At 36.5% G+C, this 25,758-nt stretch carries 29 protein-coding genes; 27 read left to right on the forward strand and 2 right to left on the reverse strand.

The genetic code is table 11. The annotated features are described in order from the left end of the window. Positions 1-99: 99 nt before the first annotated feature. Complete coding sequence (locus tag ACIQ38_RS21025; RefSeq protein WP_402827917.1) at positions 100-612, reverse strand: gamma carbonic anhydrase family protein; 513 nt, start codon at positions 610-612, stop codon at positions 100-102. 83 nt (positions 613-695) lie between these two features. Here ACIQ38_RS21025 and ACIQ38_RS21030 point away from each other — a divergent pair, with 83 nt between their 5' ends. From ACIQ38_RS21030 to ACIQ38_RS21160, 27 genes are all read left to right on the forward strand, one after another. Beyond that, positions 696-1,661, forward strand: coding sequence for an NAD(P)H-dependent flavin oxidoreductase (locus ACIQ38_RS21030; protein ID WP_402827920.1), 966 nt, complete (start codon positions 696-698; stop codon positions 1,659-1,661). A 249-nt stretch (positions 1,662-1,910) separates the two neighbouring features. Continuing rightward, positions 1,911-2,336, forward strand: coding sequence for a thioesterase family protein (locus ACIQ38_RS21035; RefSeq protein ID WP_402827922.1), 426 nt, complete (start codon positions 1,911-1,913; stop codon positions 2,334-2,336). 33 nt (positions 2,337-2,369) lie between these two features. Next, positions 2,370-3,512 carry a Leu/Phe/Val dehydrogenase gene (locus tag ACIQ38_RS21040; RefSeq protein WP_402828002.1) on the forward strand — a complete coding sequence of 381 codons (1,143 nt, stop codon included), beginning with the start codon at positions 2,370-2,372 and terminating at the stop codon, positions 3,510-3,512. 15 nt (positions 3,513-3,527) lie between these two features. Next, a complete protein-coding gene (pdhA, locus tag ACIQ38_RS21045; RefSeq protein WP_402827925.1) occupies positions 3,528-4,583 on the forward strand; it encodes a pyruvate dehydrogenase (acetyl-transferring) E1 component subunit alpha in 1,056 nt (351 codons plus the stop codon). Positions 4,584-4,586: 3 nt separating this feature from the next. Continuing rightward, positions 4,587-5,603 (forward strand): alpha-ketoacid dehydrogenase subunit beta, encoded by a 1,017-nt coding sequence (locus tag ACIQ38_RS21050; RefSeq protein WP_402827928.1) that lies wholly within the window; start codon positions 4,587-4,589, stop codon positions 5,601-5,603. A 12-nt stretch (positions 5,604-5,615) separates the two neighbouring features. Then, positions 5,616-6,836: a dihydrolipoamide acetyltransferase family protein gene (locus ACIQ38_RS21055; protein ID WP_402827931.1), complete on the forward strand. Its 1,221-nt coding sequence runs from the start codon at positions 5,616-5,618 to the stop codon at positions 6,834-6,836. A 1-nt stretch (position 6,837) separates the two neighbouring features. After that, on the forward strand, positions 6,838-8,280 hold the full coding sequence (locus ACIQ38_RS21060; protein WP_402827934.1) for a dihydrolipoyl dehydrogenase family protein: 1,443 nt from the start codon (positions 6,838-6,840) through the stop codon (positions 8,278-8,280). 142 nt (positions 8,281-8,422) lie between these two features. Next, entirely contained in the window at positions 8,423-9,397 is a 975-nt protein-coding gene (locus tag ACIQ38_RS21065; RefSeq protein ID WP_402827937.1) for an ABC transporter substrate-binding protein, read from the forward strand. Positions 9,398-9,414: 17 nt separating this feature from the next. Further along, complete coding sequence (locus tag ACIQ38_RS21070) at positions 9,415-10,464, forward strand: ABC transporter permease (protein ID WP_402827939.1); 1,050 nt, start codon at positions 9,415-9,417, stop codon at positions 10,462-10,464. Then, positions 10,442-11,239 (forward strand): ABC transporter ATP-binding protein, encoded by a 798-nt coding sequence (locus tag ACIQ38_RS21075; RefSeq protein ID WP_402827941.1) that lies wholly within the window; start codon positions 10,442-10,444, stop codon positions 11,237-11,239. The genes ACIQ38_RS21070 and ACIQ38_RS21075 overlap by 23 nt, the downstream gene beginning before the upstream one ends. Before the next feature lie 208 nt (positions 11,240-11,447). Next, positions 11,448-12,239 carry a fumarylacetoacetate hydrolase family protein gene (locus ACIQ38_RS21080; RefSeq protein ID WP_402827944.1) on the forward strand — a complete coding sequence of 264 codons (792 nt, stop codon included), beginning with the start codon at positions 11,448-11,450 and terminating at the stop codon, positions 12,237-12,239. After that, positions 12,236-12,994, forward strand: coding sequence for a fumarylacetoacetate hydrolase family protein (locus tag ACIQ38_RS21085; protein WP_402827947.1), 759 nt, complete (start codon positions 12,236-12,238; stop codon positions 12,992-12,994). The genes ACIQ38_RS21080 and ACIQ38_RS21085 overlap by 4 nt, the downstream gene beginning before the upstream one ends. Before the next feature lie 19 nt (positions 12,995-13,013). After that, the gene (locus ACIQ38_RS21090; protein WP_402827949.1) at positions 13,014-13,403 is read left to right on the forward strand and encodes a 5-carboxymethyl-2-hydroxymuconate Delta-isomerase; all 390 of its coding nucleotides are present in this window, start codon (positions 13,014-13,016) and stop codon (positions 13,401-13,403) included. 87 nt (positions 13,404-13,490) lie between these two features. Next, the gene (gene hpaB / locus ACIQ38_RS21095; RefSeq protein WP_402827952.1) at positions 13,491-14,972 is read left to right on the forward strand and encodes a 4-hydroxyphenylacetate 3-monooxygenase, oxygenase component; all 1,482 of its coding nucleotides are present in this window, start codon (positions 13,491-13,493) and stop codon (positions 14,970-14,972) included. Between the two features lie 62 nt (positions 14,973-15,034). Next, a complete protein-coding gene (locus tag ACIQ38_RS21100; protein ID WP_402828005.1) occupies positions 15,035-15,505 on the forward strand; it encodes a flavin reductase family protein in 471 nt (156 codons plus the stop codon). 60 nt (positions 15,506-15,565) lie between these two features. After that, positions 15,566-16,489: a 2,4-dihydroxyhept-2-ene-1,7-dioic acid aldolase gene (hpaI, locus tag ACIQ38_RS21105; RefSeq protein WP_402827955.1), complete on the forward strand. Its 924-nt coding sequence runs from the start codon at positions 15,566-15,568 to the stop codon at positions 16,487-16,489. 40 nt (positions 16,490-16,529) lie between these two features. After that, positions 16,530-18,041: a 5-carboxymethyl-2-hydroxymuconate semialdehyde dehydrogenase gene (gene hpaE / locus ACIQ38_RS21110; protein ID WP_402827958.1), complete on the forward strand. Its 1,512-nt coding sequence runs from the start codon at positions 16,530-16,532 to the stop codon at positions 18,039-18,041. A 20-nt stretch (positions 18,042-18,061) separates the two neighbouring features. After that, the gene (hpaD, locus tag ACIQ38_RS21115; protein WP_402828008.1) at positions 18,062-19,045 is read left to right on the forward strand and encodes a 3,4-dihydroxyphenylacetate 2,3-dioxygenase; all 984 of its coding nucleotides are present in this window, start codon (positions 18,062-18,064) and stop codon (positions 19,043-19,045) included. Between the two features lie 410 nt (positions 19,046-19,455). Continuing rightward, a complete protein-coding gene (locus ACIQ38_RS21120) occupies positions 19,456-19,593 on the forward strand; it encodes a hypothetical protein (protein WP_402827961.1) in 138 nt (45 codons plus the stop codon). A 59-nt stretch (positions 19,594-19,652) separates the two neighbouring features. Then, positions 19,653-20,063 (forward strand): hypothetical protein, encoded by a 411-nt coding sequence (locus ACIQ38_RS21125; RefSeq protein ID WP_402827963.1) that lies wholly within the window; start codon positions 19,653-19,655, stop codon positions 20,061-20,063. 130 nt (positions 20,064-20,193) lie between these two features. Next, on the forward strand, positions 20,194-20,487 hold the full coding sequence (locus ACIQ38_RS21130; protein WP_402827965.1) for a hypothetical protein: 294 nt from the start codon (positions 20,194-20,196) through the stop codon (positions 20,485-20,487). Positions 20,488-20,662: 175 nt separating this feature from the next. Continuing rightward, positions 20,663-21,019, forward strand: a complete 357-nt coding sequence (locus ACIQ38_RS21135; protein ID WP_402827968.1) for a hypothetical protein — start codon at positions 20,663-20,665, stop codon at positions 21,017-21,019. A gap of 103 nt (positions 21,020-21,122) precedes the next feature. Next, complete coding sequence (locus ACIQ38_RS21140; RefSeq protein WP_402827971.1) at positions 21,123-21,650, forward strand: WGR domain-containing protein; 528 nt, start codon at positions 21,123-21,125, stop codon at positions 21,648-21,650. A 121-nt stretch (positions 21,651-21,771) separates the two neighbouring features. Beyond that, on the forward strand, positions 21,772-22,056 hold the full coding sequence (locus ACIQ38_RS21145) for a hypothetical protein (protein ID WP_402827973.1): 285 nt from the start codon (positions 21,772-21,774) through the stop codon (positions 22,054-22,056). A gap of 404 nt (positions 22,057-22,460) precedes the next feature. Beyond that, positions 22,461-22,736: a YesK family protein gene (locus ACIQ38_RS21150; RefSeq protein ID WP_402827976.1), complete on the forward strand. Its 276-nt coding sequence runs from the start codon at positions 22,461-22,463 to the stop codon at positions 22,734-22,736. Positions 22,737-23,076: 340 nt separating this feature from the next. Then, positions 23,077-23,529: a hypothetical protein gene (locus ACIQ38_RS21155; RefSeq protein ID WP_402827978.1), complete on the forward strand. Its 453-nt coding sequence runs from the start codon at positions 23,077-23,079 to the stop codon at positions 23,527-23,529. A 175-nt stretch (positions 23,530-23,704) separates the two neighbouring features. Further along, complete coding sequence (locus tag ACIQ38_RS21160; RefSeq protein WP_402828011.1) at positions 23,705-24,142, forward strand: GNAT family N-acetyltransferase; 438 nt, start codon at positions 23,705-23,707, stop codon at positions 24,140-24,142. Between the two features lie 257 nt (positions 24,143-24,399). On the opposite strand, the gene ACIQ38_RS21165 is transcribed toward ACIQ38_RS21160, so the two are convergent. Next, positions 24,400-25,758: IS1182 family transposase (locus tag ACIQ38_RS21165; protein WP_402827981.1), on the reverse strand; the 1,359-nt coding region annotated here is incomplete at its 5' end.

Consider the following 25,758-nt stretch of genomic DNA (forward strand, 5'->3'; position numbering starts at 1 on the left):
TTAATTATAGGAACTTTTTAGTACCCTCAGCGTATATATCCAAATAAAAGGATGCTCGATGTCAGTTTTTTCTTTCTCTTTTTGTACTTTCTATTCTTATTATTCAAAAATTTCACGATAATCGTATCCTTTTTGAACATACGTATCAATGGAAAGCTGAATAATATCGAAATCTTTATCGTTTAATTCTCGAACTACCTTTCCTGGTGAACCGACGACTAGTGAGCGTGGAGGAATTTTCTTTCCAGGCGGAATTAACGTATTAGCACCGATAATGCACTCTTCTCCAATTTCAGCATGATCTAGAATTGTTGATCCCATTCCAATAATAGAACGTTTTCCAACCTTACATCCATGAAGGATGACATTATGTCCAACAGTAACCTCGTCATCTATTACAACTGGCGCATCTTCATATAAATGAATGGTTGAATTATCTTGGATACTGCATCTTTTTCCAATTGAAATTAAACCTTCATCTCCGCGTAGAACTGTATTGAACCAAATAGTAGATTCTTCTCCAACTTGGACCTCTCCGATAACTTTTGCACCTGGAGCAACAAAAACAGTAGGATCTAACTCAGGTCTTTTCCCTTTAAAAGTGATAATCATAATTTTACCCCCATTTTTAAAATAATCTCAATTGTCATTCTATTGGTTTTACTATAACATATTTTTATGGGGGTGGATGAAAAATGATATGTATTTGTGAGAAGTTGCAAATTAACTATCCGATTATTCAAGGAGGAATGGGGAATATTAGTAACGCACAGCTCGCTGCAGCTGTCTCAGAAGCAGGGGGCCTTGGCACGATTGGGTGCGGTACAATGTCTCCAATGGAAGTAGAGAATATAATATTAGAAACAAAAGCGTTAACAAATAAGAACTTCGCTATAAACATTGCAATTAGTGTCACACCTTTTACAGATGAATTAATTGATCTTGTTATCAAACATAAAGTACCAATTGTTTCGTTATCAGCGGGAAACCCAGCACCATATATTCCTCTACTGCATGAACATGCAGTGATAGTAATAGCTCTAGTAGCTTCTGTAAAACATGCACAGAAAGCGGAAGCTGCTGGGGCAGACATACTCGTGGCAGAAGGCTTTGAAGCGGCTGGTATAAACTCAAACTTAGAACTAACTACTTTCACACTCATTCCGCAAATTGTTAAACACGTTAAAATTCCCGTACTTGCGGCTGGAGGTATTGGAGATGGCAAAGGATTAGCAGCTGCACTTATGCTTGGTGCAAGTGGTGTCCAAATCGGCACACGTTTAATCGCAACAAAGGAAGCACCTTTTCACGATGTTTATAAGGAAAATTTATTGAAGGCCGGTGACTCGGAAACGTTGATTGTCGGTCGAAGTGTTGGAAGACTGAGAAGAATCTTAAAGACACCTTATGCTATGAAGCTCTATGAATTGGATAAAGTAGGGATGACACTGGATCAATATAGTGAACTGACCTCGGAAAAACAACATCTTAAAGGTGCATTAGAAGGCGATATGGAAAATGGTTTTATGAATAGTGGACAAATTGCAGGGCTTATTGAAGATATTCCAACAGTAAAAGAACTAATTGACGAAATGATGGAAGAAGCAGAAAATTGTATGATTAAATCCGCAATAGAATTTAAGAGAATACTAGAGTTGTAAAAAGTAGTGGGGATCTTACTCACTACTTTTTTACACGAATCAGTTTATTTTGAATTAATAGATTTTTCTAATTACTATATTGACTATAGTATTACAAATTGATACTATTACGTTGTAATAGTGTTATGTTTAGTGGAATATAATTGTATATGAAAGCGTTTACATTATTTTGTGTAATGGTGTATAGAAATACCAAAACACCATTCAGTATTAAGAAGATTCGACCATATAGTAAGTAGAGGTGTTGTAATGAGAAGCGGAATGGAAATAGGCAGAGAAGAGACTATACAAATATCAGTAACAGAGGATATGTTTGCATCTTTTGAAGGGAAAATAGTTCATCCTGTCTATTCAACGGTAACAATGACATATCATATGGAGTGGGTTTCTAGGAAAATTATTCTTCCATTTTTAGAAGACCACGAAGAAGGAATGGGAGCATCCGTAAAGCTAAGTCATATAGCACCTTCCCCACTCGGTACGACAGTAACGCTAACAGCAACTTTAGTTGAAGTACAGGACAATGTAGTACTGACAAAAATTGTAGCATCTAATAAACTGGGTATTATTGGTAAAGGTGAAGTGAAACAAGTTATTTTACCTAAAAAAACAATAGCTGAAAAACTAAGAAATGCTTCCATATATCCAGAGAAAAAAGAAACTATTTTAGACTAGAATGTAATTCCTTAGGGGGTATAAAAGGTGATAATGGCTGAAAAAATGGCAATAACAAAAGAATTTGATCTGTTCGAGAAGATGGCGAAGCATGAACAAGTGGTTTTTTGTAACGATCCATCTACTGGATTGCGTGCGATTATTGCAATCCATAATACAACGCTTGGCCCAGCACTTGGTGGATGTCGTATGCAACCATATAGTAGTGTGGATGAAGCGCTAGAAGATGCTCTTCGTCTTTCAAAAGGAATGACTTATAAATGCGCAGCTGCTGATGTCGATTTCGGAGGCGGGAAAGCAGTAATTATTGGTGATCCTAAAACAGATAAATCACCGGAATTATTCCGCGCATTCGGACAATTTGTAAACTCTCTAGGTGGACGTTTTTATACGGGTACCGATATGGGGACGACAATGGATGATTTCATTCATGCGATGAAAGAAACGAATTTCATTAATGGACTTCCAGAAGAATATGGTGGTGGTGGTGATTCTTCTATACCAACTGCCGCTGGTGTTTTGTACGGCATCAAAGCAACCAATCAATTGTTGTATGGAAATGATGACTTGGGTCAACATAGTTATGCAATTCAGGGATTAGGTAAGGTAGGGTTTAAAGTTGCAAAAGGACTTTTGGAAGCTGGTGCTCGCATTTTTGTAACAGATATTAATAAAGATAGCCTTCGAGCAATCGAAGAAGTAGCTGCAAAAACAACTGGCAAAGTTCAGATTGTTGAAAATGATGATATTTATTCCCAAGAAGCAGATATATTCGTTCCATGTGCATTTGGAGGGATTATTAATGACACTACAATTCCTCATTTTAAAGTAAAAGCAATTGTAGGTTCAGCTAACAATCAATTATTAGAAGATAGACATGGAAGTTTATTGAGAGATAAAGGGATATTGTATGCTCCGGATTACATTGTAAATTCTGGTGGTCTTATACAAGTGGCAGATGAATTGTATGGCATAAATCATGAACGTGTACTTGCAAAAACAAAACATATTTACGATGTAGTATTGGAAGTGTATAAAGATGCTGAGAGCAGCGGAAAAACAACAGAGGAATCAGCGAATGCAATGTGTGAAAAAAGAATAGCAAATCGGAGCAAACGGAATAGCTTTTACTCAGCACCAGCGAAACCTAAATGGTCGTTTAGCAAACTATCCTAATGGGAGGCGAGTTAAGTGGAAGATAACTACCCTATAAAAAAAATCATAGACGATCAAGGATATCTTCTTGATACGGGATTTGAAAAACAAATAGATGAGCAATTGGTTCAAGACCTTTACTATCACATGTTACGAATTCGTACTTTTGATAGAAAAGCGATTAACTTGCAACGACAAGGACGTTTGGGTACTTATGCCCCTTTTGAAGGACAGGAAGCTGCTCAAGTTGGTAGCGCACTGGCTTTAAAAGCTGGAGACTGGGTTTTCCCAACTTATCGGGATCATGGTGCGACAATTACATTCGGAAAAAGTATGGCTAGAACGTTTTTGTATTGGAATGGGAGAGTAGAGGGCTGTGTAGTACCCCAAGATAGAAATATATTCCCACCCGCTGTTCCTATTGCAACTCAACTACCTCATGCGGCAGGAGCTGCTTGGGCTGAAAAGAGAAGAGGAACACAAAATGCAGCAATTGCTTATTTCGGGGACGGTGCAACTTCGGAAGGTGATTTTCATGAAGGTTTGAATTTTGCGAGTGTATTCAAAGTACCAGTTGTCTTTTTTAACCAAAATAATGGATATGCGATTTCAGTCCCGATTGAAAAACAAATGAATTCTGAGACGATAGCTCAAAAATCAGTTGCCTATGGTATACCAGGGGTTCGAATTGATGGAAATGATTGTTTCGCAGTATATTTTGAAACAAAAAAAGCTTTTGACAATGCTCGAAGTGGCAATGGTCCAACGTTGATAGAAGCAGTTACTTGGCGAAAAGGTGCACACACGACAGCTGATGATCCGTCAAAATACCGTCCTAAAGAACAAGGGGAGGATTTTGTTGACCCATTAACAAGATTAGAACTGTTTATGAAAAATTACGGCTACTGGAATGATGAATGGATCCAAGCAACAAAAGATAAAACGAGTAGTGAAGTTGAAGCGGCTGTTGAAGAAATGGAAAAGTTTCCTCCGCCAAACTTAGAAGACGTTTTTAATCATGTATATGCTGAAATGCCAGCTCAACTTGTTGAACAAAAAGAATCGTACCTTGCACATTTAGGGAGGCGGTAATGAATGGCACAAATAAAAGAGTCAATTACAAAAAATGAAACGACAAAGCAGTTGACCTTAATTCAAGCTATTAATGATGGTATGCGACTCCTTTTAGAAGAGGATGATCGAACCATTATTCTTGGTGAAGATATCGGTAAGAACGGTGGGGTATTCCGAGCGACTGAAGGACTGCAAGAAACATTTGGTGATGATAGAGTAGTAGACACTCCACTGTCAGAAGCAGGGATTATCGGAACGTCGATTGGGCTTGCGGTTAACGGTTTTAGACCAATTGCAGAAATTCAATTTCTCGGTTTTATTTATCCTGCTTACGAGCAAATCATGACACATGTCTCACGAATTCGAATGCGTTCGATGTCCCGTTTTACAGTGCCAATGGTTATTAGAGCACCATACGGGGCTGGAATACGCGCACCGGAGATACATTCTGATAGTACTGAAACCTTATTCACACATATGCCTGGCATTAAAGTCGTTTGCCCTTCAAATCCTTACGATGCAAAAGGATTGTTAATTGCTGCCATGGAAGATCCTGATCCGGTATTGGTTTTGGAGCCTATGAAAAACTATCGTTCGAAGAGAGATGAAGTACCTGTTGGGAAATATACGGTGGAAATTGGTAAAGGAAAAATTGTACGTGAAGGTACCGATGTAACACTTATTGCTTGGGGTGCGATGATATCGAAAGCAGAGAAAGCAGCTGAATTGGCTGCCCAAAAGGGAATTAGTTGTGAAATTATTGATCTACGAACATTGTATCCAATTGATCGTGACATAATAGCTAACTCTGTAAAAAAGACAACAAGAGCAGTTATTATTCATGAAGCTCACAATACTGGAGGATTAGGTAATGATATCGTGTCGATTATTAACGATACAGCCTTCCTTTATTTACGAGCTCCAGTTGAACGAATTACGGGATTTGACGTACCGGTTCCATTCTTTGCATTAGAAGAACATTATCTACCAACACCGGCAAGAGTCGTTGAGGGAATTGAAAAAGTGGTTCATTTTTAAGGAGGATATGGAATGCTCGAAGTAAAGCTGCATGATGTCGGGGAAGGAATGACCGAAGGAGAAGTACTTCATTACTTAGTGAAGGTCGGAGATTCGGTTATAACTGATCAACCACTTGTAGAAGTACAAACAGACAAAATGGTTGCTGAACTTACTTCTCCTTGCTCAGGGATCGTTAAAGAAATTCGTATTGATGAAGGTGAAGTTGTACAGGTCGGAACGAGTTTACTCTACATTGAATTCGATGAATCTGAACGGACGGAACAAAAATTACATGTAGAAGTGAATCCAGTTTCAGAAATGAAAGGGAAGTCTACGAATAACAATGAAGAAAAAGCTCTTCCGATGACTTATAAACGGGTGCTTGCTACTCCATACACACGCAAAATTGCACGCGACAATAACATTAATATTGAAGACGTCCGTGCTACAGATCCATCTGGAAGAGTAACAGAGGAGGATGTTTTTCGATTCTTGGAAGGAATACAATCAACTGAGGAATCAGTAAAGAATGAAAAGCAAACCGTATTTTCTCAAGAAATACCCGATGAAATTCCTTTTAAAGGGATTCGGAAAAAGATTGCAGAAAAGATGACGAAATCACTCTTTACAATTCCCCATGTCACTCATTTTGACGAAGTCAATATGACAAACTTACTTGAATTGAAAGAGAAAATGAAAGCATCTGGAGAATCAATCAGTATCCCGGCGTTTCTTATTAAAGCACTTGTTATTTCATTAAAGGAATTCCCTATATTCAATGCGGAACTCGATGAAGAAAATAGCAGGATACTATTAAAGAAAAACTATCATATCGGTATCGCGACAAACACAGAAAGTGGTTTAATGGTCCCGGTTATTCATCAAGCCGATAAGAAATCAATTAAACAGATTAACAAAGAGGTCAAATGGTTAACAGAAAGAGCAATTGCAGGTAAACTACAACCATTTGAAATGCAAAATAGTACCTTTACGGTGAGTAATGTTGGACCTTTAGGAAGTACAGGAGCGACGCCAATTATCAACTATCCTGAAACCGCTCTGATTGCTTTTCACAAAACGAAAAAACAACCAATTGTCAATTCTCATGATGAAATCGTAATAGGCCATATTATGACATTTTCTATGGCGTTTGACCACCGTGTAGCGGATGGCGCTACGGCAGTTGAATTTACGAACCGCTTTGCAGGTTTGATTGAACAGCCACATAAACTGATGTTGGAGTTGATATAAAATGGTTGTTGGGGAAATCAGTCAAGAGCGGAATCTTATAATTATTGGGGGAGGGCCAGGTGGCTACAGTGCCGCCATACGGGCTGCACAGCTTGGTCTTACGGTTACGTTAATTGAACAGGCTGATATGGGGGGTGTCTGTTTGAATAATGGTTGTATCCCCTCCAAAGTTTTTACACATGCAGCATCAAAATTATCAGAAACCGCTCATCTTAACAGTCTTGGAATCGGAAGTTCGGATATGATCTTCGATTTTCAAAAGCTAAGCTCTTATAAAACGAATATTATTAATCAGCTTAGGTCAGGTGTAGAAAGTTTATGTAAGGAAAATAAAATTGAAATAATACGTGGAAAAGCTACATTACTATCTGTTGATAAAATCGGAGTAGAAAATGGACATCAATTCGATATTTATACATTTGAGCAACTCATTATCGCAACTGGTAGTAACACTATCAAGCAAGAGGTAAAGAGAGTAAAAGATTCAAGAGTATTATTGACGCATGAAATATATAAGATGGATAAAATTCCAGAACACCTCATTGTACGAGGGCAAGATTACATTGCACTTGAAATTGCTTCTAGCTTTGCGGCATTTGGTGCTCATGTCAGCGTTGTAATTGACGCCAAACTAGGTCTTCCTTTCGATGACTCTATAAATAAAGAATTAACTCGTTTGTTTAAAAAGCGGAAAATAAAAATGTTAAAAGAAGTGGATTTCATTGCAAAACATGAGACGGAAGAGAATATTACAATAACCTTTTTATCAGATAGAAATGTAGTAGAGACAATCAGTGGATCTCATCTATATGTTTCTGAAACAAGGAAGCCTAATTTGGAGGAGATTGGAATAATCCGCTTGGGAATCGAATTGACTGCAGAAGGATTTATTAAGATTGACAATGATATGCGATCATCCATCCCTTCTATATATGCAATTGGTGACATAACCGGTGGCCCAATGCTTGCTGGAAAAGCTATTAAACAAGGAAAAGCTGCAGCTGCATCCATTGCTGGAATACAAACAGAAGTTGATCTGACATTTATGCCAGTTGTTGCGCATACCATTCCACCAGTCGTTTCAGTGGGGCTAACGGAACGAAGTGCACGTGATTTAGGGATAGATATTCGTGTTAGCCAATTTGCTCTTGGTGGTAATGGTTATGCAACAATTGCTGGGAAAAAAGATGGATTTATTAAAGTTATTTCGGATTCAACAACTGAAATAATACAAGGCATTCATATGATAGGAGAAGGGGCGGTTGAAATGTCTGGCTCCTTTGTCCAGTTGCTTGAAATGGCAGCGAAAGAAGAAGATATCATTTTTCCACACTATGCGCATCCAGGATACAATGAAGGACTACTTGAAGTAGTAGAGGGGTTAGTAGGACAAGCAATTCATACTTCACCAATGAAAAAGAAAGACTTGACGAAGATCTCATAAAAGTTAACAACCGTTTTACGTAAACGAAAGACTGAATATTGTAATTTTTCATATGATATTGAGTTAGTTATAAAATACTCACGTTTTTAGATTAGATTCAAATAAATACTAAATAAAATGGAGTAAAAGAGGGGGAAATGTAATGAAGAACGGTTGGAAAAAAATGTTGGCTGTTATTTTCAGTTCCACACTTATACTTGCGGCATGTAGTGGGGGAGGGGAAAAAGAGGCATCTTCGAAGAAATATAAAATAGGCGTTACTCAGATTGTTGAACACCCTTCCCTAAATGCGGCTTTCGATGGCTTTAAAAAGGCTTTAGAAGATGCAGGAATCAATGCGGAATATGAGGTTCAAAACGCTCAAGGTGATAATAGTTCTAATACGACAATCGCAACTAATCTTGTCAGTGCAAATGTAGATCTAATTTTTGCAAATTCAACACCGAGTGCTCAAGCAGTAGCTAGTGCTACATCAGAAATCCCTATCGTTTTCACTTCAGTAACAGATGCTGTTGGAGCTGAGCTTGTAGACTCAATGGAAAAACCAGGAGGGAATGTAACTGGCACGATTGATGCTCATCCTGATGCAATTACTAATACTATGAAGTTTCTTAAGGATGAATTGGGAGCAAAAAATGTTGGAATGGTGTTTAACTCTGGAGAGCAAAATTCACGCGCTCAAGTTGATACAGTAAAAGAAATGTTAAAAGATATGAATATGTCTGTAGTGGAAGCTTCAGTTGCAACATCTGCAGACGTGAAACAAGCAACAGAATCACTAATCGGTAAAGTTGACTCGATGTATATCATTACAGATAACACAGTAGTTTCCGCACTTGAATCTGTAATTTCAGTAGCAAATGAAAATAAAATTCCAATGATGGTAGGGGAATTTGACTCTGTTAAACGTGGAGGCTTAGCAGCATACGGCTTTGAATATTTTGATATTGGATATGAAGCAGGACAAATGGCTGTCAAAATCTTAAAAGGGGAAAGTAAACCAGCTGAATTGCCTGTTCAAATTCCGCAAAAGCTTAAATTGATAATGAATAAAGACACAGCTTCTACCTTAGGACTTGACGTAAAAGACGAATGGAAAGCCGAGTTTAGTGAATAAATAGGAGTTGATTCTATATGTTTTTAGCAATGTTTGGCTCAGTAGAGCAAGGAATCATCTATGCAATAATGGCACTTGGCGTGTATTTATCATTCCGAGTATTAGATTTTCCAGATTTAACAGTTGATGGGAGTTTTGTAACAGGAGCCGGAGTTGCTGCTACGATGATTGTCCTAGGATATCATCCGGCAGCTGCTACGGCAGTTGCTATAGTTATCGGATTTTTTGCTGGATGTGTAACCGGCTTCCTACATACAAAAGGAAAAATAAATGCACTACTATCTGGAATATTGATGATGATAGCTTTGTATTCTATTAATCTACGCATAATGGGGCTGACTTCTACAAATTCCATTGGTCGCCCGAATATACCGTTATTAAATGCCGAAACAATATTTATTCAGTTCCAAAATTTTTGGAGTTCGTTAGGTATTGATAGTACCATCAATCAATTTTTCAGCATGATGGGAGTTCAATACTTGCCAGCTACCTGGGGTACATTGTTTATCATGATTATTATCGTTTTACTCATAAAGTTTATTGTAGATTGGTTTTTAAAAACCGAAGTGGGTCTTGCAATTAGAGCTACTGGTGATAACAAGAAAATGATTCGAAGTTTATCTGCTAATACAGACACACTTGTAATTGTTGGCCTTGGATTTTCAAATGCACTAGTTGCTTTTTCAGGCGCTCTTATTGCTCAATATGCAAAGTTTGCTGACATCGGAATGGGAATTGGAATGATTATTATCGGACTTGCTTCAGTCATTATTGGTGAGGCGGTATTTGGTACGAAAACAATATTGCGAACAACCTTTGCAGTAATTGCGGGAGCTATTATTTATAGAATTGTACTAGGTCTCGCACTTAGAGTGGATTTACTTGATACAGGAGATATGAAATTAATTACTGCTGTTATTGTAATTTGCGCGTTGATTTTACCGCAATACTTTGAAAAGAGGCGGGAAAAAAATAGAAAAGCTAAACGTCATGCGGAACGGCAAATGGAACATGAACACTTGCTCTTAAAGGAGGGGAATGCCATTGCTAAAGCTCAGTCAGATTAATAAGTTATTTAATGAGGCAACACCAGATGAAAAAATTGCGTTAGATCAAATTAATCTAACGTTAAACCCTGGAGATTTCATGACTGTGATTGGTAGCAATGGTGCCGGAAAATCGACGATGCTGAATATGATTTCAGGTGCTCTTACTCCTGATTTTGGTGAAATTGAAATAGCAAATAATAATGTTACAAAAATGCCGGAATATAAACGTTCACAAATGATAGGAAGGGTATTTCAAGACCCAATGGCTGGAACTGCCCCTACGATGACCATCGAGGAAAACTTGGCAATGGCTTATTCGCGAAACAAAAAGCGTAGATTAAAAAATGGAGTTGACAAGAAGCGACGAGAGTTGTTCCGGACATCACTTGAAACACTTCATTTAAACCTGGAAAATCGGTTGAATGCAAAAGTAGGAATGCTTTCTGGAGGGGAGAGGCAAGCGCTTTCTTTATTGATGGCTACATTTACGCAACCATCTATTTTACTTCTGGACGAACATACTGCAGCACTAGACCCATCCCGAGCGGAACTAATTACGAATTTAACAAAGCAGCTTGTTGAAAAGGATAAACTTACTACGCTAATGATCACACATAATATGCAACAAGCGTTAGACCTTGGGAACAGGCTTATTATGATGGATAAAGGACAAATCATTCTAGAAATTGAAGCAGAGGAAAAGAAAAAGCTAACCATTGCTAAACTAATGGACGAATTCCAACGTATTCGTGGCGAGAAATTAACTAGTGATAAAGCATTGTTATCTGTTTAATAATCTGTTTCTGTGTTCCGAAGCTTAAGGCGCTTTTCAACTACTTTGCGGTTTCAGGACTTCATCTTACAAGAAAAGCGCATTTTTTAATTTCTATCTGTCAAGACTCCAATGCGAAGCTTTAGTAGACTTAGAAACTTACGTTTTTCATATAGTATTTCTTAGGAAATAAATTGTTGTTAGCAAGATGGAAAAAGGAGTGAATCGTTTGAGCCGAGCAAGTTTTAAAGTGTTGGGGGAACCCGGATTAATAAAAGCGGAAGTGAATACACATAAGAATACTGTTGTAATAGAGGACTACGAGGTAATTTCGAATGAAATCAAGTTTGACAACCCGATAACAGGAACTGTTTATGGGACATTGCTGAATTTTAAAGGTGAACTTGAAAGATTAGGAGATGATGTAAATAACGAACCATATTTTTCGCCTCCAATCGCTCCTGTCCTTTATATAAAACCTGTGAATACGTTCAATTGTTATGGTGGTTCAATACCAATGCCAGTAGGGATATCGAAATTAGAAATGGGAGCGGCTCTCGGGATAGTAATAGGTAAGAAAGCAATAGCTGTGGATGAATCAGTAGCATTATCTTATGTGGCAGGGTACACGATCGTGAACGATGTTCGAATACCGCATGATAGCTTATATCGGCCAGCTATTCATTTTCAAGCACGGGATGGTTTCTGTCCAATTGGACCATGGATAATCAATCGTCATGGAGTAGATAACCCAGATAACATATCAATCCGCGTATTCATTAATGATAAACTCCAGCAAGAAAATTCAACTTCAAATTTAGTTCGTTCCGTTTCACGGTTACTTGCGGATGTGACCGAGTTTATGACATTACATCCAGGAGATTTGTTACTCGTAGGTGTCCCTGAAGACCCACCGCAAGCAAAGGTAGGAGATAAAATTCGAATTGTAATTGACGGTATTGGTAGCTTAGAAAACGTAATTGTTGATGAAAGGGAGTCAAAATGGAGGAAACCGATATGAGAAGAGCACGAGTAGCATATGGGGGTGCCATCCATGAAGCAACTGAATGGGGGGGGCAACTCAAGTTAGCGGATGGTCGCGTAGTTGAAGAAGACAAAGTAATTTGGCTTACGCCTATTGAGCCGCGTACGGTGTTTGCATTAGGGCTAAATTATGCAGATCATGCTGCGGAGCTTTCATTTGATGCACCATCAGATCCTCTTGTCTTTTTGAAAGGGCCAAATACGTTGATAGGTCACCAAGCATATACACGTCGCCCTGCTAATGTCACTTATATGCATTATGAGTGTGAATTAGCTGTAATCATCGGTGAAACAGCTAGAAATGTCCAAAAAGAAGATGCCTATAAATATGTAAAAGGCTACAGTGTCGCCAATGATTATGCGATAAGAGATTATTTAGAAAACTACTACCGTCCAAACTTGAGAGTAAAAAATCGAGATACATGTACACCATTAGGACCATGGTTAGTCGACGTTATGGACATTGCCGATCCGATGAATCTAAGAGTAACAACACATGTTAATAGTGAATTAGTCCAAGAAGGAACAACAGCGGATATGATTTTTGACATTCCATCAATTATTGAGTACTTAAGTAGCTTTATGACCTTGAGTGAAAATGATGTCATTCTAACAGGTACTCCAAAAGGATCGGTTAATACAGTAGCAGGAGATGTTGTTGTCACTGAAATAGAAGGAATTGGTCGCTTGGTAAATACGATTATCGGGGATGAGGCCTTTACAAATCGATAGTGCAAAAAGGAGGGGCTATATGCCACATTTTATTGTCGAGTATACGGATAATATTAAGGGTGAGGCGAATCTTGGAAAGTTGTTTGAGGAAATTCATAAAGTGCTCATTACCCAAAATAATGTTTTTCCAATTGGTGGAATCCGTTCAAGAGCGATTGAATTAAATGAGTACAGAGTGGCTGATGGTACAGAAGACGATGCTTTCGTTCATGCAGTTTTAAAAATTGGTGCCGGTCGTCCAGAGGAAACAAAAAAAGAAGTGTGTTCTACAATATTTGAAATAATGAAGGAACATTTCTCCTCATTGATGGAAAATAGGTATCTTGCCTTGTCCATGGAACTGGTCGAATTTAGTGAAGCCGGTACTTATAAACATAATAATATTCACGCTAGATTTATAAATAAGTAGTAATCGTCTAGTTCAATAGAGTGAAATAACTAGTATAAAAACGAAGATAAACTGAAAATATTTATCCAAATAATAGGAGGGGATAGGATGGGTGCACGAACTGGAAAAGAATATATAGAAGGTATAAAAAATCGGAAAACGGAAGTATGGATTCACGGAGAGAAAGTAGACGATGTAACGACACACCCAGCATTTAAAAATGTTGTAGAAAGCGTAGCAGGTCTTTACGATTTGCAACATGAGAAACAAGAAAAAATGCTATATACCTCACCTACATCGGGAAAAAAAGTTGGGCTTTCATTCATTACTCCTAAAACGAAAGAAGATCTATTCAAAAGACGTGAAATGCATACCGAATGGGCAACTTTTTCTGGTGGTATGATGGGACGTTCTCCAGATTATTTAAATACAAGTATTATGGCATTCGGTACTGCTAACCAATTTTTTGCACAAGAAGGTGGAGGAAGTGCCCAATTTGCTAAAAATGCATCAGACTACTATGAATATGCTCGTGAAAACGACATTAGTTTAACTCATACATTAATTCACCCACAAGTAAATCGATCCATGTTAACTCAGTCTGAACAAAAAGATCCTTATCTTTCCGCGCGTATTACGAAAAAGACTCCAGATGGAATAATAGTAAATGGCTGTCGACTTTTGGCAACATTAGGCGGGATTACGGATGAGATTGTTGTTTTCCCTTCTACTATAAATAGAACACCTGGAACTATAGACGATCCATTTGCATTTGCATTTGCACTTCCAAATAATACTCCTGGTTTAAAATTTCTTTCCCGTGAATCCTTTGACTATGGTAAAAGCAAATGGGACCATCCGCTAGGCGCTCGGTTTGATGAGAGTGATGCAATCATTTCATTTGAAGATGTACTTGTCCCGTGGGAAAGAATTTTTGTGTGTGAAAGTACTGATATTTGTAATCGTACGTATGCCGAGACTAATGCAGTTATCCATATGACGCATCAAGTTATTTCTAAAAATGTCGTAAAAACAGAGTTCATTTTAGGTGTAGTCATCAGTATGATGGAGGCAATTGGTATTGATAAATTCATGCATGTAAAAGAAAAAGCAAGTGAAATCATGGTTATTTTAGAAGTGTTACGCTCCCACCTATATAAATCTGAACACAATGCAAAAATTGATCAATATGGCAATATGACGCCAGACTTTGAACCTTTAAATGCAGCGCGCAACTGGTTCCCAAAAATGTATCAGCGTATGCATGAAATCATAAAAATTCTAGGTGCATCAGGATTAATGGCGCTTCCAACTGAATCGGATTTCAGCAATACAGATGTTGGTCCATTAGTACATCGTTACACTCAAGGTGCGAATATCAATGGGGAAGAAAGAGTACAACTATTCCGCTTAGCTTGGGATATTTCCATAAGTGCGTTCGGTAATCGTCAAGCACTCTACGAATACTATTTCTTTGGAGATCCAGTGAGAATGTCAAATGCTTATTATGATGGTTTTGATAAGCAACCTTATAAAGACATGGTAACTAACTTTTTAAATAAAACGAAAAAAGAAGCTGGCATATTTTAAGCTTTTCATACGCTATATATTAGTTGAAAGGAGATGGAATTATGCACCAAATAAACAACGAAATAGATGATCGTCTGTACCGGAATGTGATGGGCAGTTTCGCAACAGGTGTAACAGTTATTACTACAAAAGTTGCTGATGTTGTGCATGGCATGACTGCAAATGCATTTATGTCGGTTTCCATGGATCCTAAGCTTATCGCAGTCAGTATTGGAGCAAATGCAAAGATGCACCAGCATATAATAGATTCGAAGAAATTTGCTATTAACATTTTATCGTCAAATCAACTAAAAGAATCAAAACAATTTTCGGGTCAGCTTCTATCAGAAACTGAAATAACATTCGTTACTTATAATGGAATGCCGATTTTAGAAGATACATTAGCTGTTGTTACATGCGAACTGCATAGCGAATATGTAGTAGGTGATCATACCATTTTTATCGGTCAGGTTACTGGCGTTAAGATTGAACAAAAAGATCCACTATTATTTAGTCAAGGAAAGTATAGGGAGCTAAAAGAATTACAGGAATAACAATGGTAGGTACCTAGATTAAATAGATAAAAAAAGTTTACTTAAAAGGAGCAGATTCTATTGGCATACGAAGAAGCTAAAAAGAAGTTAAGAGGATCCATTTGTCCTGTCGTTACACCTTTTACGGAAAGTGGCGAGATTGACGAAAAGGCATTCATTGATCTAATTAATTGGCAAATAGAAAGTGGAAGTCATGGAATTTCTGTAACGGGAACAAGTGGTGAACCAAGTTCACTAACAATCGAAGAAAGAAAAAGAGTAATGGCTCTAGCGAAAAAAACGATTGGTGGTAGGGTATTTTTTGCACCTGGCACTGGCTCTACTAATCATGATGAAACAATGGAGTTAACAAAGTATGCAGAAGAATTAGGTTCTGATGCTGCTATGGTTATCGTCCCTTACTACAATAGGCCAAACCAAGAAGCACTTTATCAGCATTTTAAAACAGTAGCTGATTCCGTTAAAATCCCTATTATTATCTATAATATACCAGGTCGATCAGCTGTAAATATGGAAGTTAGTACGATGAAACGTTTAGTAGAAGATTGTCCAAATATTATTGGAGTAAAAGAAGCAAATAAAGACTTCGAACACGTAAACCGAGTACTCCTAAACTGTGGTAGAGACTTCCTTCTGTTTTCTGGAATTGAACTACTTTGCTACCCTATGTTAGCAATTGGCGGTGCTGGATTTATTAGTGCCACAGCAAATGTAGAGCCAGTAAAAGTAGCAGAATTATACAACGCATGGGAAACAGGAGACGTTAAAAAAGCACAAGATCTTCATTTCGAATTAATGCCATTAAATGACGTACTTTTCAAAGACACTAATCCAGCTCCAGCTAAAGTAGCACTAAGTATGATGGGGAAAATCACGCCCAAACTTCGATTACCTTTAGGATTACCTTCAACTGAAATACAAGAGGAAGTACGTAAAACACTTATAGAACTTGATATTTTGCCGAAGAAAGAAGCTGTAAAATAAATTACTACAAAACTATTATAAGAAAATAGGTGATGATTGTATGGTATCCTCCCATGAGTTAATTTCTTTGAAACACGAAACACAAAAGGATATATCTCTATATATAAATGGAGAATTCACTTCCGCATTAAGAGGAAATACATTTAAAAATATGAATCCATTTACTAATGAACAAATTAATGAAGTTGCTGAAGGTCAAATGGATGACATAAATAAAGCAGTTGCAGCTGCGCGCGAAGCCTTTGATCACGGGCCTTGGAAAACAATGAAATTAAGTAAAAGACTATCGTACATTTATCGTATTGCAGATCTGATTGATGAAGAAATAGAAAGAATTGCTTATTTAGAAGCACTTGATACGGGTCTTCCCATTAGTCAAACTAGAAAAATGGTGAGCCGCGCTTCAGAAAATTTTAGATTTTATGCGCGTATGGTGGAAAATCGCTTAGTTGGAGATGCCTATCAAGTAGATGATGAATTTATCAACTACACAATTAATGTACCTGTAGGAGTTGCAGGATTGATCACACCATGGAATGCTCCTTTCATGTTAGAAACATGGAAAGTGGCGCCGGCATTAGCAACTGGTAATACTGTTGTGTTAAAGCCAGCAGAACTTTCTCCACTATCAGCAAATCTATTAGCTGAAGTGATTCACAAGGCTGATCTTCCAAAAGGTGTTTTCAATGTTGTTCATGGATTTGGCGAAATAGCAGGTGATGCGCTTGTTAGGCATCCTGATGTTCAGCTTATTTCATTCACTGGAGAAACAAAAACTGGTTCTACTATCATTAAAAATAGTGCCGATACACTTAAAAGTTGCTCAATGGAACTTGGTGGTAAATCGCCAATTATCGTATTTGAAGATGCCGATTTCGATCGTGCTTTAGATGCTTGTGTGTGGGGAATCTATTCTTTTAACGGTGAAAGATGTACTGCGAACTCACGGTTATTTTTACAAGAAGGTATTAAAGATAAATTCATTGATGCTTTAAAAACACGTGTTTCTAATATTAGAGTTGGTGACCCGTTAGATGAAAATACGGAAGTAGGGCCACTGATTGATAGAGGGCATTTTAGTAAAGTAAAAAGCTATTTGGAAATTGCAAAAGAAGAAGGCACTGAAGTTGTAACCGGTGACATCCCAATGGAGTTTGCTAGAGGGAACTTTGTGGCACCGACGATTATACTAAATGCTAAAAACAACATGCGTGTTTCTCAAGAAGAAATTTTTGGACCGGTATTAACTGTATTGACATTTAAAGATGAGGAAGAAGCTATTAAGTTAGCAAACGAAGTCGAATATGGTCTTGCTGGCTATGTATGGACGAATGATATTAAGCGAGGACATCGTGTTGCGCATAGGGTCGAAGCTGGAATGCTTTGGGTGAATGCACAGAACGTTCGTGATTTAAGAACTCCTTTTGGAGGTTCCAAATCCTCCGGAATCGGACGTGAAGGTGGACATTACGGTTTCAGTTTTTATACAGAACAGAAAATTATTCATATTTCCATTGCTGATCATCATATACAGCAATTCGGGAAAAAATAGAGGAAGGAATGGTGAAAACGATGGATTTTTCAATCATTCGTATCGCGAGAACTGTTCTTCATGTAGTGGACTTGGAAGTATCAAGAAAGTTCTATGTGGATGGATTAGGCATGATTGAAACAGAAAGCGATGAAAATCATATATACTTAAGAGGTTTAGAAGAGCACTCACATCATAGTTTACTGTTGAAAAAAGCGGATAAAGCCGTAGTAGAAGTACTCAGTTATAAAGTTGAAAAAGAAAAGGATCTGGATGAAATTGAAAAGCTTTTTATTTCTAAGGGCTTGAAAACAAAATGGATGGAGAAGGGGAAACAACATGCAATGGGTAGAACCCTTCGAGTCCACGATATATCAGGCATACCTCTAGAATTTTTTGCCGAAATGACTACCGTTGACCGAATGCTGCAACGTTATGACCTTTATCATGGGGCGAAAATTCAGCGAATTGATCATGTCAATTGTGCAGTACCCCATGTTCAAACAGCTTATGATTTCTATGTAAAGGAATTAGGTTTTTTATGCTCTGAGTATACGGATACAGAAGACGGGAATTTGTGGGCTGCATGGCTCTATCGAAAACCTACTGTTCATGACCAAGCATTTATGAGTGGTCCCGGTCCAAAATTACACCACTTCGCATACACTCTAACAGATCGATTAAGCGTGCTTGATTGCTGTGATGTATTAGCGAGTATGGGGTATGCTAATTCGATTGAACGAGGACCTGGTCGACATGGTTTATCCAATGCTTTCTTCTTGTATTTGAGAGATCCAGATGGTCATCGTATAGAGCTTTATACAGGTGATTATTTAACTAGTGACCCTGATTTAAAGCCGAAACGTTGGGATTTAAATGATCCACTTCGTCAAACATTCTGGGGCCATAAAGCACCAGACAAATGGTTTAATGAAACAAGCACATTTATTGATATTGAAACGGGCGAAGAAATAGAAAGCAAAGAACCGTTTTTAGAACAAAGAAAACCAAAAATAATGGCTTAAGGACATAGCTGCATTAAATAATAAAGACAATCTAAACCACCTACGAAAATGGTACCTTATCATTTTCTTAGGTGGTTTTCTCCGTATGTTCAATATCAGACAATTATTAAGCCAGGTGTATCTAAACTTTCTGGCCCTAACCGATTCATTTATTAAAATAAATTTAGATAATTTTTATAAATCTATAGTACATCTGTTTAACTATGCTTACAATTTAAGAATTAACATAAGGAGTAATTAGGGTAATAAATATCGTTCTAGAATGTAGCAAATGTAAAAATTGTTCAAGTGATAGAAACAGGATTTATGATGGATATAAGAGGGGAACAACACATAAAATAGTATTTATTTTTAGAAATCAAACATTTATTTTGTCATCGTTGAATCCCTAGTTAACTTGGATAAAAGTGATGATTTGGAAAGTGAATTCCCGAACATTCCAAGTGACTTATTTAGTAGCGTTAGAAAAAATGTTACAGAATAATATTGAAAAACCAAACAATGAGGTCTATGAAGATGCTTTGAAAGAAGCAGGAATGTCATATTAAGCTAACGGGTGCTTTAGTTAAGATCAGTACACAATAAAATTTATAGAGGGAGGATTAGAGTGAAAAGATACATAGGGATATTTGTCTTTATCTTTTTAATCACTGAATGCCAATCAAATGTAAATAAAGATTTGAAACCTCCTCATCCGACTATAACAGCTGATAATCAAGAAATTTCCTATGCAATAGGGACATATTCTTGGTCAGAAAATGGGGAAGTTGTTAATGCCGATTCAGCATCACCTGCTGAACTTGTAGAAAAGGTGAAGGTGAATAAAGTTATAAGTGGGGAAACAATGGCGTGGATCTTAAAAGATTTAATACCCATGAATTTAGATTACCAGAGCAAGCAGGCGAATTCATTTTTGTCATTCATGCAAGTTGGGATGAGGGTGATGGAATTTATGCTTTCCGAATTAAAACAATTAATAACTAATAGGCCTCTCTTTGATAGAGTAATAAGAGTGTGAAAGTCTACGCATCAGCTAACGGTGCAGGTTAGTTTAGCAAGGATAAGGAAATATTGTATTCTATGTAATTAAGATTAAAATGGGATGGCGTGTGTTTTAAGTCTATGTTTTATTAGAAATGGGAGAATGTATGAAAATCTATATGAAAATTTTTATGTATTTCTTTTTAATGTCAGTTATATTTGGAATGTCGAGTATTTATCTTCGTGAAAATTTTCAACAGCCATTCAATACTTTAGATATTCTAGATATTTCAAGAATAGTTTTAACAGGTATAATTGAAATAGCAAGTGGATTACTTATTATTGATACTTATATAAGATTAAATAAATATCCAAAGCTAAAAAACTTTATTATTAGTAATAGCTATTCTAAGCTCAGCGGTTGTTTTATCGGTTCTCATAAATGTTTATCTTTAAGCTAATTATATATGTTCAATTAAAGGATGCTTAGGTAACACTTTTTGTTGAACTAATACGGTAGGTTAGTTCAATAAGGAAAAAAATACATATATAAATCATGAGAAGAAATTGTTAAGATTTTAGAAGTTAAGTAAATTAGAAAACAATGGTATAAATGAAGAAACGTGGGGTACATAGATGCTTTGGAAAATTTATTTTTGGATAATGTTACTTTTGTTGATAGTGTCATTGTTTTTAGAAAATGAGTATGGTTGGGGAGAAACTGTATTAAGAATTGTTAATACGATTATTGCCATTATTAACACTGTGGGGTTTTATGGTTATGTATACAAGAAACAATTCTATTCGCAATCTTTTTGGAAAATCATATTCATAGTTACTGTAATAGATGCAGTTGTATCTTTACTTTATTATGGGTTTCAAGATGCTGAACTAGGAATAGGAGGAAATATTTTTGTTGCGGTTTTCACGTTTATTATTATGTATCCTCTATTGCTCGGTTTATATAGATATGGATTTAAAAAGCAAAATTAAGCATAGTGATTTAAAGTTGGAAATTATTCTTCATTTGGAACTAAAGCGGCAGTTTAGTTGAAAAAAGGTATAATTATTTAATTTTCGCAGGAGGGGTTCAACAGTGATTAAGTTAGTCAAAGAAGTTGATAATGAATTGATGTATTGGGAAGCTTGGAAAGATGGAAAAACATTAATAGTTCATTATGGTGTCGTTGGAGACATTGGTGAAACAGAAGAAGTTAATTTAAAGTTATTTGAAAAAGCAGATATGGTAATGGAAAAATTAGCTGAAGAGAAGTTGAATGAGGGTTATGAAGTCCTTGATGAAGAGGAATTAATCGAGTTTGTTGTCCAATACCCATATGAAGAAAATGAAATGGAAGCAGCACTTGATAAAAGGCAAATAGTTGAAGATTTAATGAATGAGTGTTTAGGGTGGACTGGAAATGGTTCGAGTGATGGTGGCGACATTGGTAGTGGTAGTGCGAACGTTTTCAATTACGTTATCGATGTCGAAAAAGCTTTAAAAACTACAATTAATGAATTATCTAATAATAAATTATTAGATAATGTGAAAATAGCCTATTTAGATGAAGATGAAGAATATGTTCATCTTTATCCAGAGGGTAATGAATTTGATATTATCTAATTCACCGAGTGCTTTACTTCAAGAAGGAGTAAAGCCTTTTTTATTAAGTTAAAGAAGCAGTTTAGTTCAATAAGAAAAATGAGTTATCATGGTGATAAAGAGTTGTAAAGGGCGTGTCTAAGTGAGATTGATTCTTAAAGCATTTATTAGTTCAATTGTAATTCATTTGATTTATATAGTTTATACGATCATGGATAGTTATATAAAAACTAAAAACTATAATCCAGATATGCCAAGTGGATGGGATAATGTAGAAGTTCTTCAAAATGAAGTAGCGTTCGGCATGGTTATTTCTCCATTTTTCATTCTATTTTCATTGTTAAAAGTATCTATTATTTGTGCCATCATAATAATTTTGTATGAAAAACTGTACAAGAAGAAGGGGAGTTACTACAAGAAGGGGTAATTCTTATTCTTATTGAACTAACGTTGTAGTTTAGTTGAATTTCTTAAGAATTCAAAAAAGATTTCACTACACTTATTTATCTTATATTAACTATAATTATCTTTTATAATATTGATCACTTTGTTTAAAAACGAATTAAACAAGTAAGATTTTGTGGAATATTGTACTTAAACTAACGAATGCTTTATTTAAAGATCGTTAAGCTGTTTGGGTACTCATTTCTTCTGGAATTAAAATAGCAGTTAAGTTCGATTTCGGAAAATGGATTTCTGTAAATTCAGTGTAAATTAACTTGTAATTGGAACTTCTAATCGTTTCATTCGTAATAAAGTAAGGGTTAGGTTAGTTGAAGAGTGTGTCTAAAAATTGGTCCAGTTGTGAAAAACATAACAGGGGGTATTTAAATGGATGCTTTGATGTTAGAGGGATGGACTCCTATATTGCTTTGTGGAATTGTGTTTGCAATTGGGATGTTTATTACGTCCCTTAAGGTATCAAGAAAATCTTTATTTTCCACCTCTACTGTATTAAGTCTGATTTGTATCGGAGTAATTATTTATAGTATCATCGGAGTTGGTGGTTGGGAAGGTATGGGACTGGGTTTATTTACAATTTCTATTTTAGTAGGAATATGGATAGGTACAGTTATTGGAGCAATCTCCAGGAGTCCAAATTTATAAAAATGTCATCTTGTTTGATTGTTCTTTTGTCTGCTAAAGTTACTTCTGGAGTATATTTATAACAAATATCAAATTCATTTGCCTCAAACAGGCGATTTACCAAAACAAGGCTGTCAGCAGACAGCCTTTATTCTTATCCAATTAAAGCAAGTTAAACAAGGATATGAAAAAATTCTCAAAAGGAAAAGTAGATAGGGGCAAACTATGTTTAGTCTTTTATTTGAATTAATTGGTGCTCTCATTTTTTGTTCAACTAGCGAAGCATTTATGTTAATTAGTGGAATAAGAAGTGAAACTTGTAAGATTTGTTTTTATAGAAATAAAAATAGGAAGGTGCGAAATGAATCTATTTTTGAAATTATTTATAGGGCTATTTTTGGTTTTCATATTAACGGGGTGCATCGGGGAGGAATATGATTTTACTCCGCCTACTGTTACACTTAATGATTACCCATCATTGAACGAAGAATTAATTGAAGCAAACATTGATTGGAGAATTGAAAATAACGAACAACTAAAAAAAGAAACGGAAGATATTCTATCTTTTGCTAGAGAGCAAAAACAATTTCACATTAATTCTGGCCAAAAAGTGAGTTATGATTTTGACAATCAAGATTTTGCTATTGAAGAATTAAATGTTTTAGTTTGGAAGGATGATAAAGAGATACAATTAGAATTATATGATGAGCGTTCATTCAATTTTCCGAAAGAAGAAGGGAAATATGTGATTGTATTTGATCTGCGTTCTGACAGAGGGATTGCTCAATATGTAGGGAACATAGCAATTCAGTGACAGTTAACATTCTTCCTCAAGCTTGTTTGTAAAAACAGAAGAATGTCTTTCTTATTAAACTAACAAAACAGTATAGTTGAACTAGTAATTAGATTTGTATTAATCCGTCTGAAGGAGAATATTGGAATACTATGCTAAGCTTTTAAAAAAGGGTATAGAAAGGACTGATTTTTTAATGGATATTAGAAAACCTAATAATTCTGAACTTGAAAAGATTATTTTACTCTCCCCACAAGCTTTATTTGATGGCACGTTGGGTGAAGTAAAACCTACTAATGAAAAAATCAAACATCTTATTGAACCATTACTGGAAAAGGGAAGCTATTATTTAATAGCAACGGAGAACGAAAAATTAATGGGCTGGATTCTTGTAGGTGCAGTTAAGGACCAATTTACAGATAAGATGAATGGATTTATTTACGAACTGTTTGTTCTAGAAGAATTTAGAGGAAATGGAGTTTCTAAACAGTTAATGAAAACTGCATTAGAACATTTAAGACAAGATGGATACTCTGAAGTTCGTCTTAGTGCATTTGCAGGGAATCCAGCTATAAAACTTTACGAGAAAATGGGCTTTAACATCAGAACAGTTTCTATGAGTTTGTCTTTATAGGTAATTATCTTTTTTCACTAACGGTTGTTTTACTTGAAGATTGTTGAGACTTTCAGTAGACAGCTCTTTTTCCTTTCTTGAACTAAAGGTTCAGTTTAGTTTAATAAGAGAAGATTTTATATCTCGATTATGAACCGCAATGCATCATTTAAAAAGAAAAGAGGCTGGGACAGAAGTAGTCTCAATCAATAAAAAAGTGAAATCGCACGCGCGATTTCACTTTTTTCATTTTATTTTAAGATTATACGGACAAGAGCTTATACTCTTGCCGCATATTTTCGGATATTCACGGCCATTAATGCGAGGCCGATTTCGTGTTCGACCTTAGATTTTCCACGAACAGAAAATCGCGTAAAACCTAAATTAGCCTTCAAGAATCCAAAAACTGGCTCCACGTCAATCTTACGTTGACGGTATATGGTACCTGTTTTTTCTTCTGAAAGCTGTGTTCGCACATATTCTTTTTGTTGTTCCCATTTCTCATTGACCATGAGTTTACGGTTCGTTCCTTCGTGCGCCTTTGTACATAACGTTCGCAGTGGACAATCTGTACAGTCTTCACATTCATACATTTTGAATTGACGTTGGAATCCTGTTTTATCGGTACGTGTGGCGTTGTATTGGAATGTCAGCTGCTTTTCATTTGGGCAAGTATAGCTGTCCCTTTCCTCATCGTATGCCCAGTTACTTGTTTTGAACGGATCGTTTTTATACTTCTTCTTTTGTTCGTTCAAATAATGGTTGTACGTAATGAGTGGTATGCGTGGTATGCGTTTGCGCTTTGCTAAGATATCATCGTAATTTTGTTCACTTCCGTAGCCGGCATCCGCAACGATATGTTCTGGTAATTCAAAGTACTGTTCTTCTATTTGATCTAGGAATGGTATCAGTGTTTTCGTATCCGTTGGATTGGCAAATACACCGTAAGCCAACGTGTATTGCCCTTCGGTCGCCACTTGTACGTTATAGCCCGCTTTTAATTGCCCGTTTTGCATATAGTCGTCTTTCATGCGCATAAAGGTCGCATCTTGGTCTGTTTTTGAATAGCTGTTACGGGTGCCAAAAATCGCAAAATCCTTTTCATACTTCTGTTTCCGCGTAATCCAGTCATAGATCTGCTTCACTATTTGTTTTGGTGTTTTGCGTTCGCTACGTAATCTTTTGCGCTCGCTCACATCGTCAGAGCTTTCTATTTTGTTTGTGTAGTCATCGACTACTTCATCAAGGTTTCGGGCAATTTGAGTTAATTCTCCAACAGAAAGCTGTTCATCCTTTTCGCGCTCGATTTCTGGGATGATTTCATTTTGGAGTAGCTCGTTGTACAGCTGATTGGACTTTTCAACGAGATTTGTATGATGTCTCTCGACGGATTTCTTCCATACAAAAGTGAATTTATTGGCGTTCGCTTCGATTTTTGTACCATCGATAAAAATTGCCTCTTGATCGATTAGTTTTTCTTGTACGAGCTGACAACGGAATTGGACAAAACATTGACGAATGAGCTCTTTCATATCAGGATGAACACGGAAACGATTGATGGTACGGTAGCTTGGTTCATATCCCTGAGCGAGCCACATCATGCGGATACTATCTCTCGTAAGGTCTTCTATTTTGCG

It is taken from the genome of Psychrobacillus sp. NPDC096389 (assembly GCF_044762855.1).
GTDB lineage: Bacteria > Bacillota > Bacilli > Bacillales_A > Planococcaceae > Psychrobacillus.

Coding starts and splice junctions, on each gene's coding strand:
- ACIQ38_RS21025 (WP_402827917.1), bottom strand. CDS start 612: ATGATTATCACTTTTAAAGGGAAAAGACCTGAGTTAGATCCTACTGTT.
- ACIQ38_RS21030 (WP_402827920.1), top strand. CDS start 696: ATGATATGTATTTGTGAGAAGTTGCAAATTAACTATCCGATTATTCAA.
- ACIQ38_RS21035 (WP_402827922.1), top strand. CDS start 1,911: ATGAGAAGCGGAATGGAAATAGGCAGAGAAGAGACTATACAAATATCA.
- ACIQ38_RS21040 (WP_402828002.1), top strand. CDS start 2,370: ATGGCTGAAAAAATGGCAATAACAAAAGAATTTGATCTGTTCGAGAAG.
- ACIQ38_RS21050 (WP_402827928.1), top strand. CDS start 4,587: ATGGCACAAATAAAAGAGTCAATTACAAAAAATGAAACGACAAAGCAG.
- ACIQ38_RS21055 (WP_402827931.1), top strand. CDS start 5,616: ATGCTCGAAGTAAAGCTGCATGATGTCGGGGAAGGAATGACCGAAGGA.
- ACIQ38_RS21060 (WP_402827934.1), top strand. CDS start 6,838: ATGGTTGTTGGGGAAATCAGTCAAGAGCGGAATCTTATAATTATTGGG.
- ACIQ38_RS21065 (WP_402827937.1), top strand. CDS start 8,423: ATGAAGAACGGTTGGAAAAAAATGTTGGCTGTTATTTTCAGTTCCACA.
- ACIQ38_RS21070 (WP_402827939.1), top strand. CDS start 9,415: ATGTTTTTAGCAATGTTTGGCTCAGTAGAGCAAGGAATCATCTATGCA.
- ACIQ38_RS21085 (WP_402827947.1), top strand. CDS start 12,236: ATGAGAAGAGCACGAGTAGCATATGGGGGTGCCATCCATGAAGCAACT.
- ACIQ38_RS21090 (WP_402827949.1), top strand. CDS start 13,014: ATGCCACATTTTATTGTCGAGTATACGGATAATATTAAGGGTGAGGCG.
- hpaB (WP_402827952.1), top strand. CDS start 13,491: ATGGGTGCACGAACTGGAAAAGAATATATAGAAGGTATAAAAAATCGG.
- hpaE (WP_402827958.1), top strand. CDS start 16,530: ATGGTATCCTCCCATGAGTTAATTTCTTTGAAACACGAAACACAAAAG.
- hpaD (WP_402828008.1), top strand. CDS start 18,062: ATGGATTTTTCAATCATTCGTATCGCGAGAACTGTTCTTCATGTAGTG.
- ACIQ38_RS21120 (WP_402827961.1), top strand. CDS start 19,456: ATGATTTGGAAAGTGAATTCCCGAACATTCCAAGTGACTTATTTAGTA.
- ACIQ38_RS21130 (WP_402827965.1), top strand. CDS start 20,194: ATGAAAATCTATATGAAAATTTTTATGTATTTCTTTTTAATGTCAGTT.
- ACIQ38_RS21135 (WP_402827968.1), top strand. CDS start 20,663: ATGCTTTGGAAAATTTATTTTTGGATAATGTTACTTTTGTTGATAGTG.
- ACIQ38_RS21150 (WP_402827976.1), top strand. CDS start 22,461: ATGGATGCTTTGATGTTAGAGGGATGGACTCCTATATTGCTTTGTGGA.
- ACIQ38_RS21155 (WP_402827978.1), top strand. CDS start 23,077: ATGAATCTATTTTTGAAATTATTTATAGGGCTATTTTTGGTTTTCATA.
- ACIQ38_RS21160 (WP_402828011.1), top strand. CDS start 23,705: ATGGATATTAGAAAACCTAATAATTCTGAACTTGAAAAGATTATTTTA.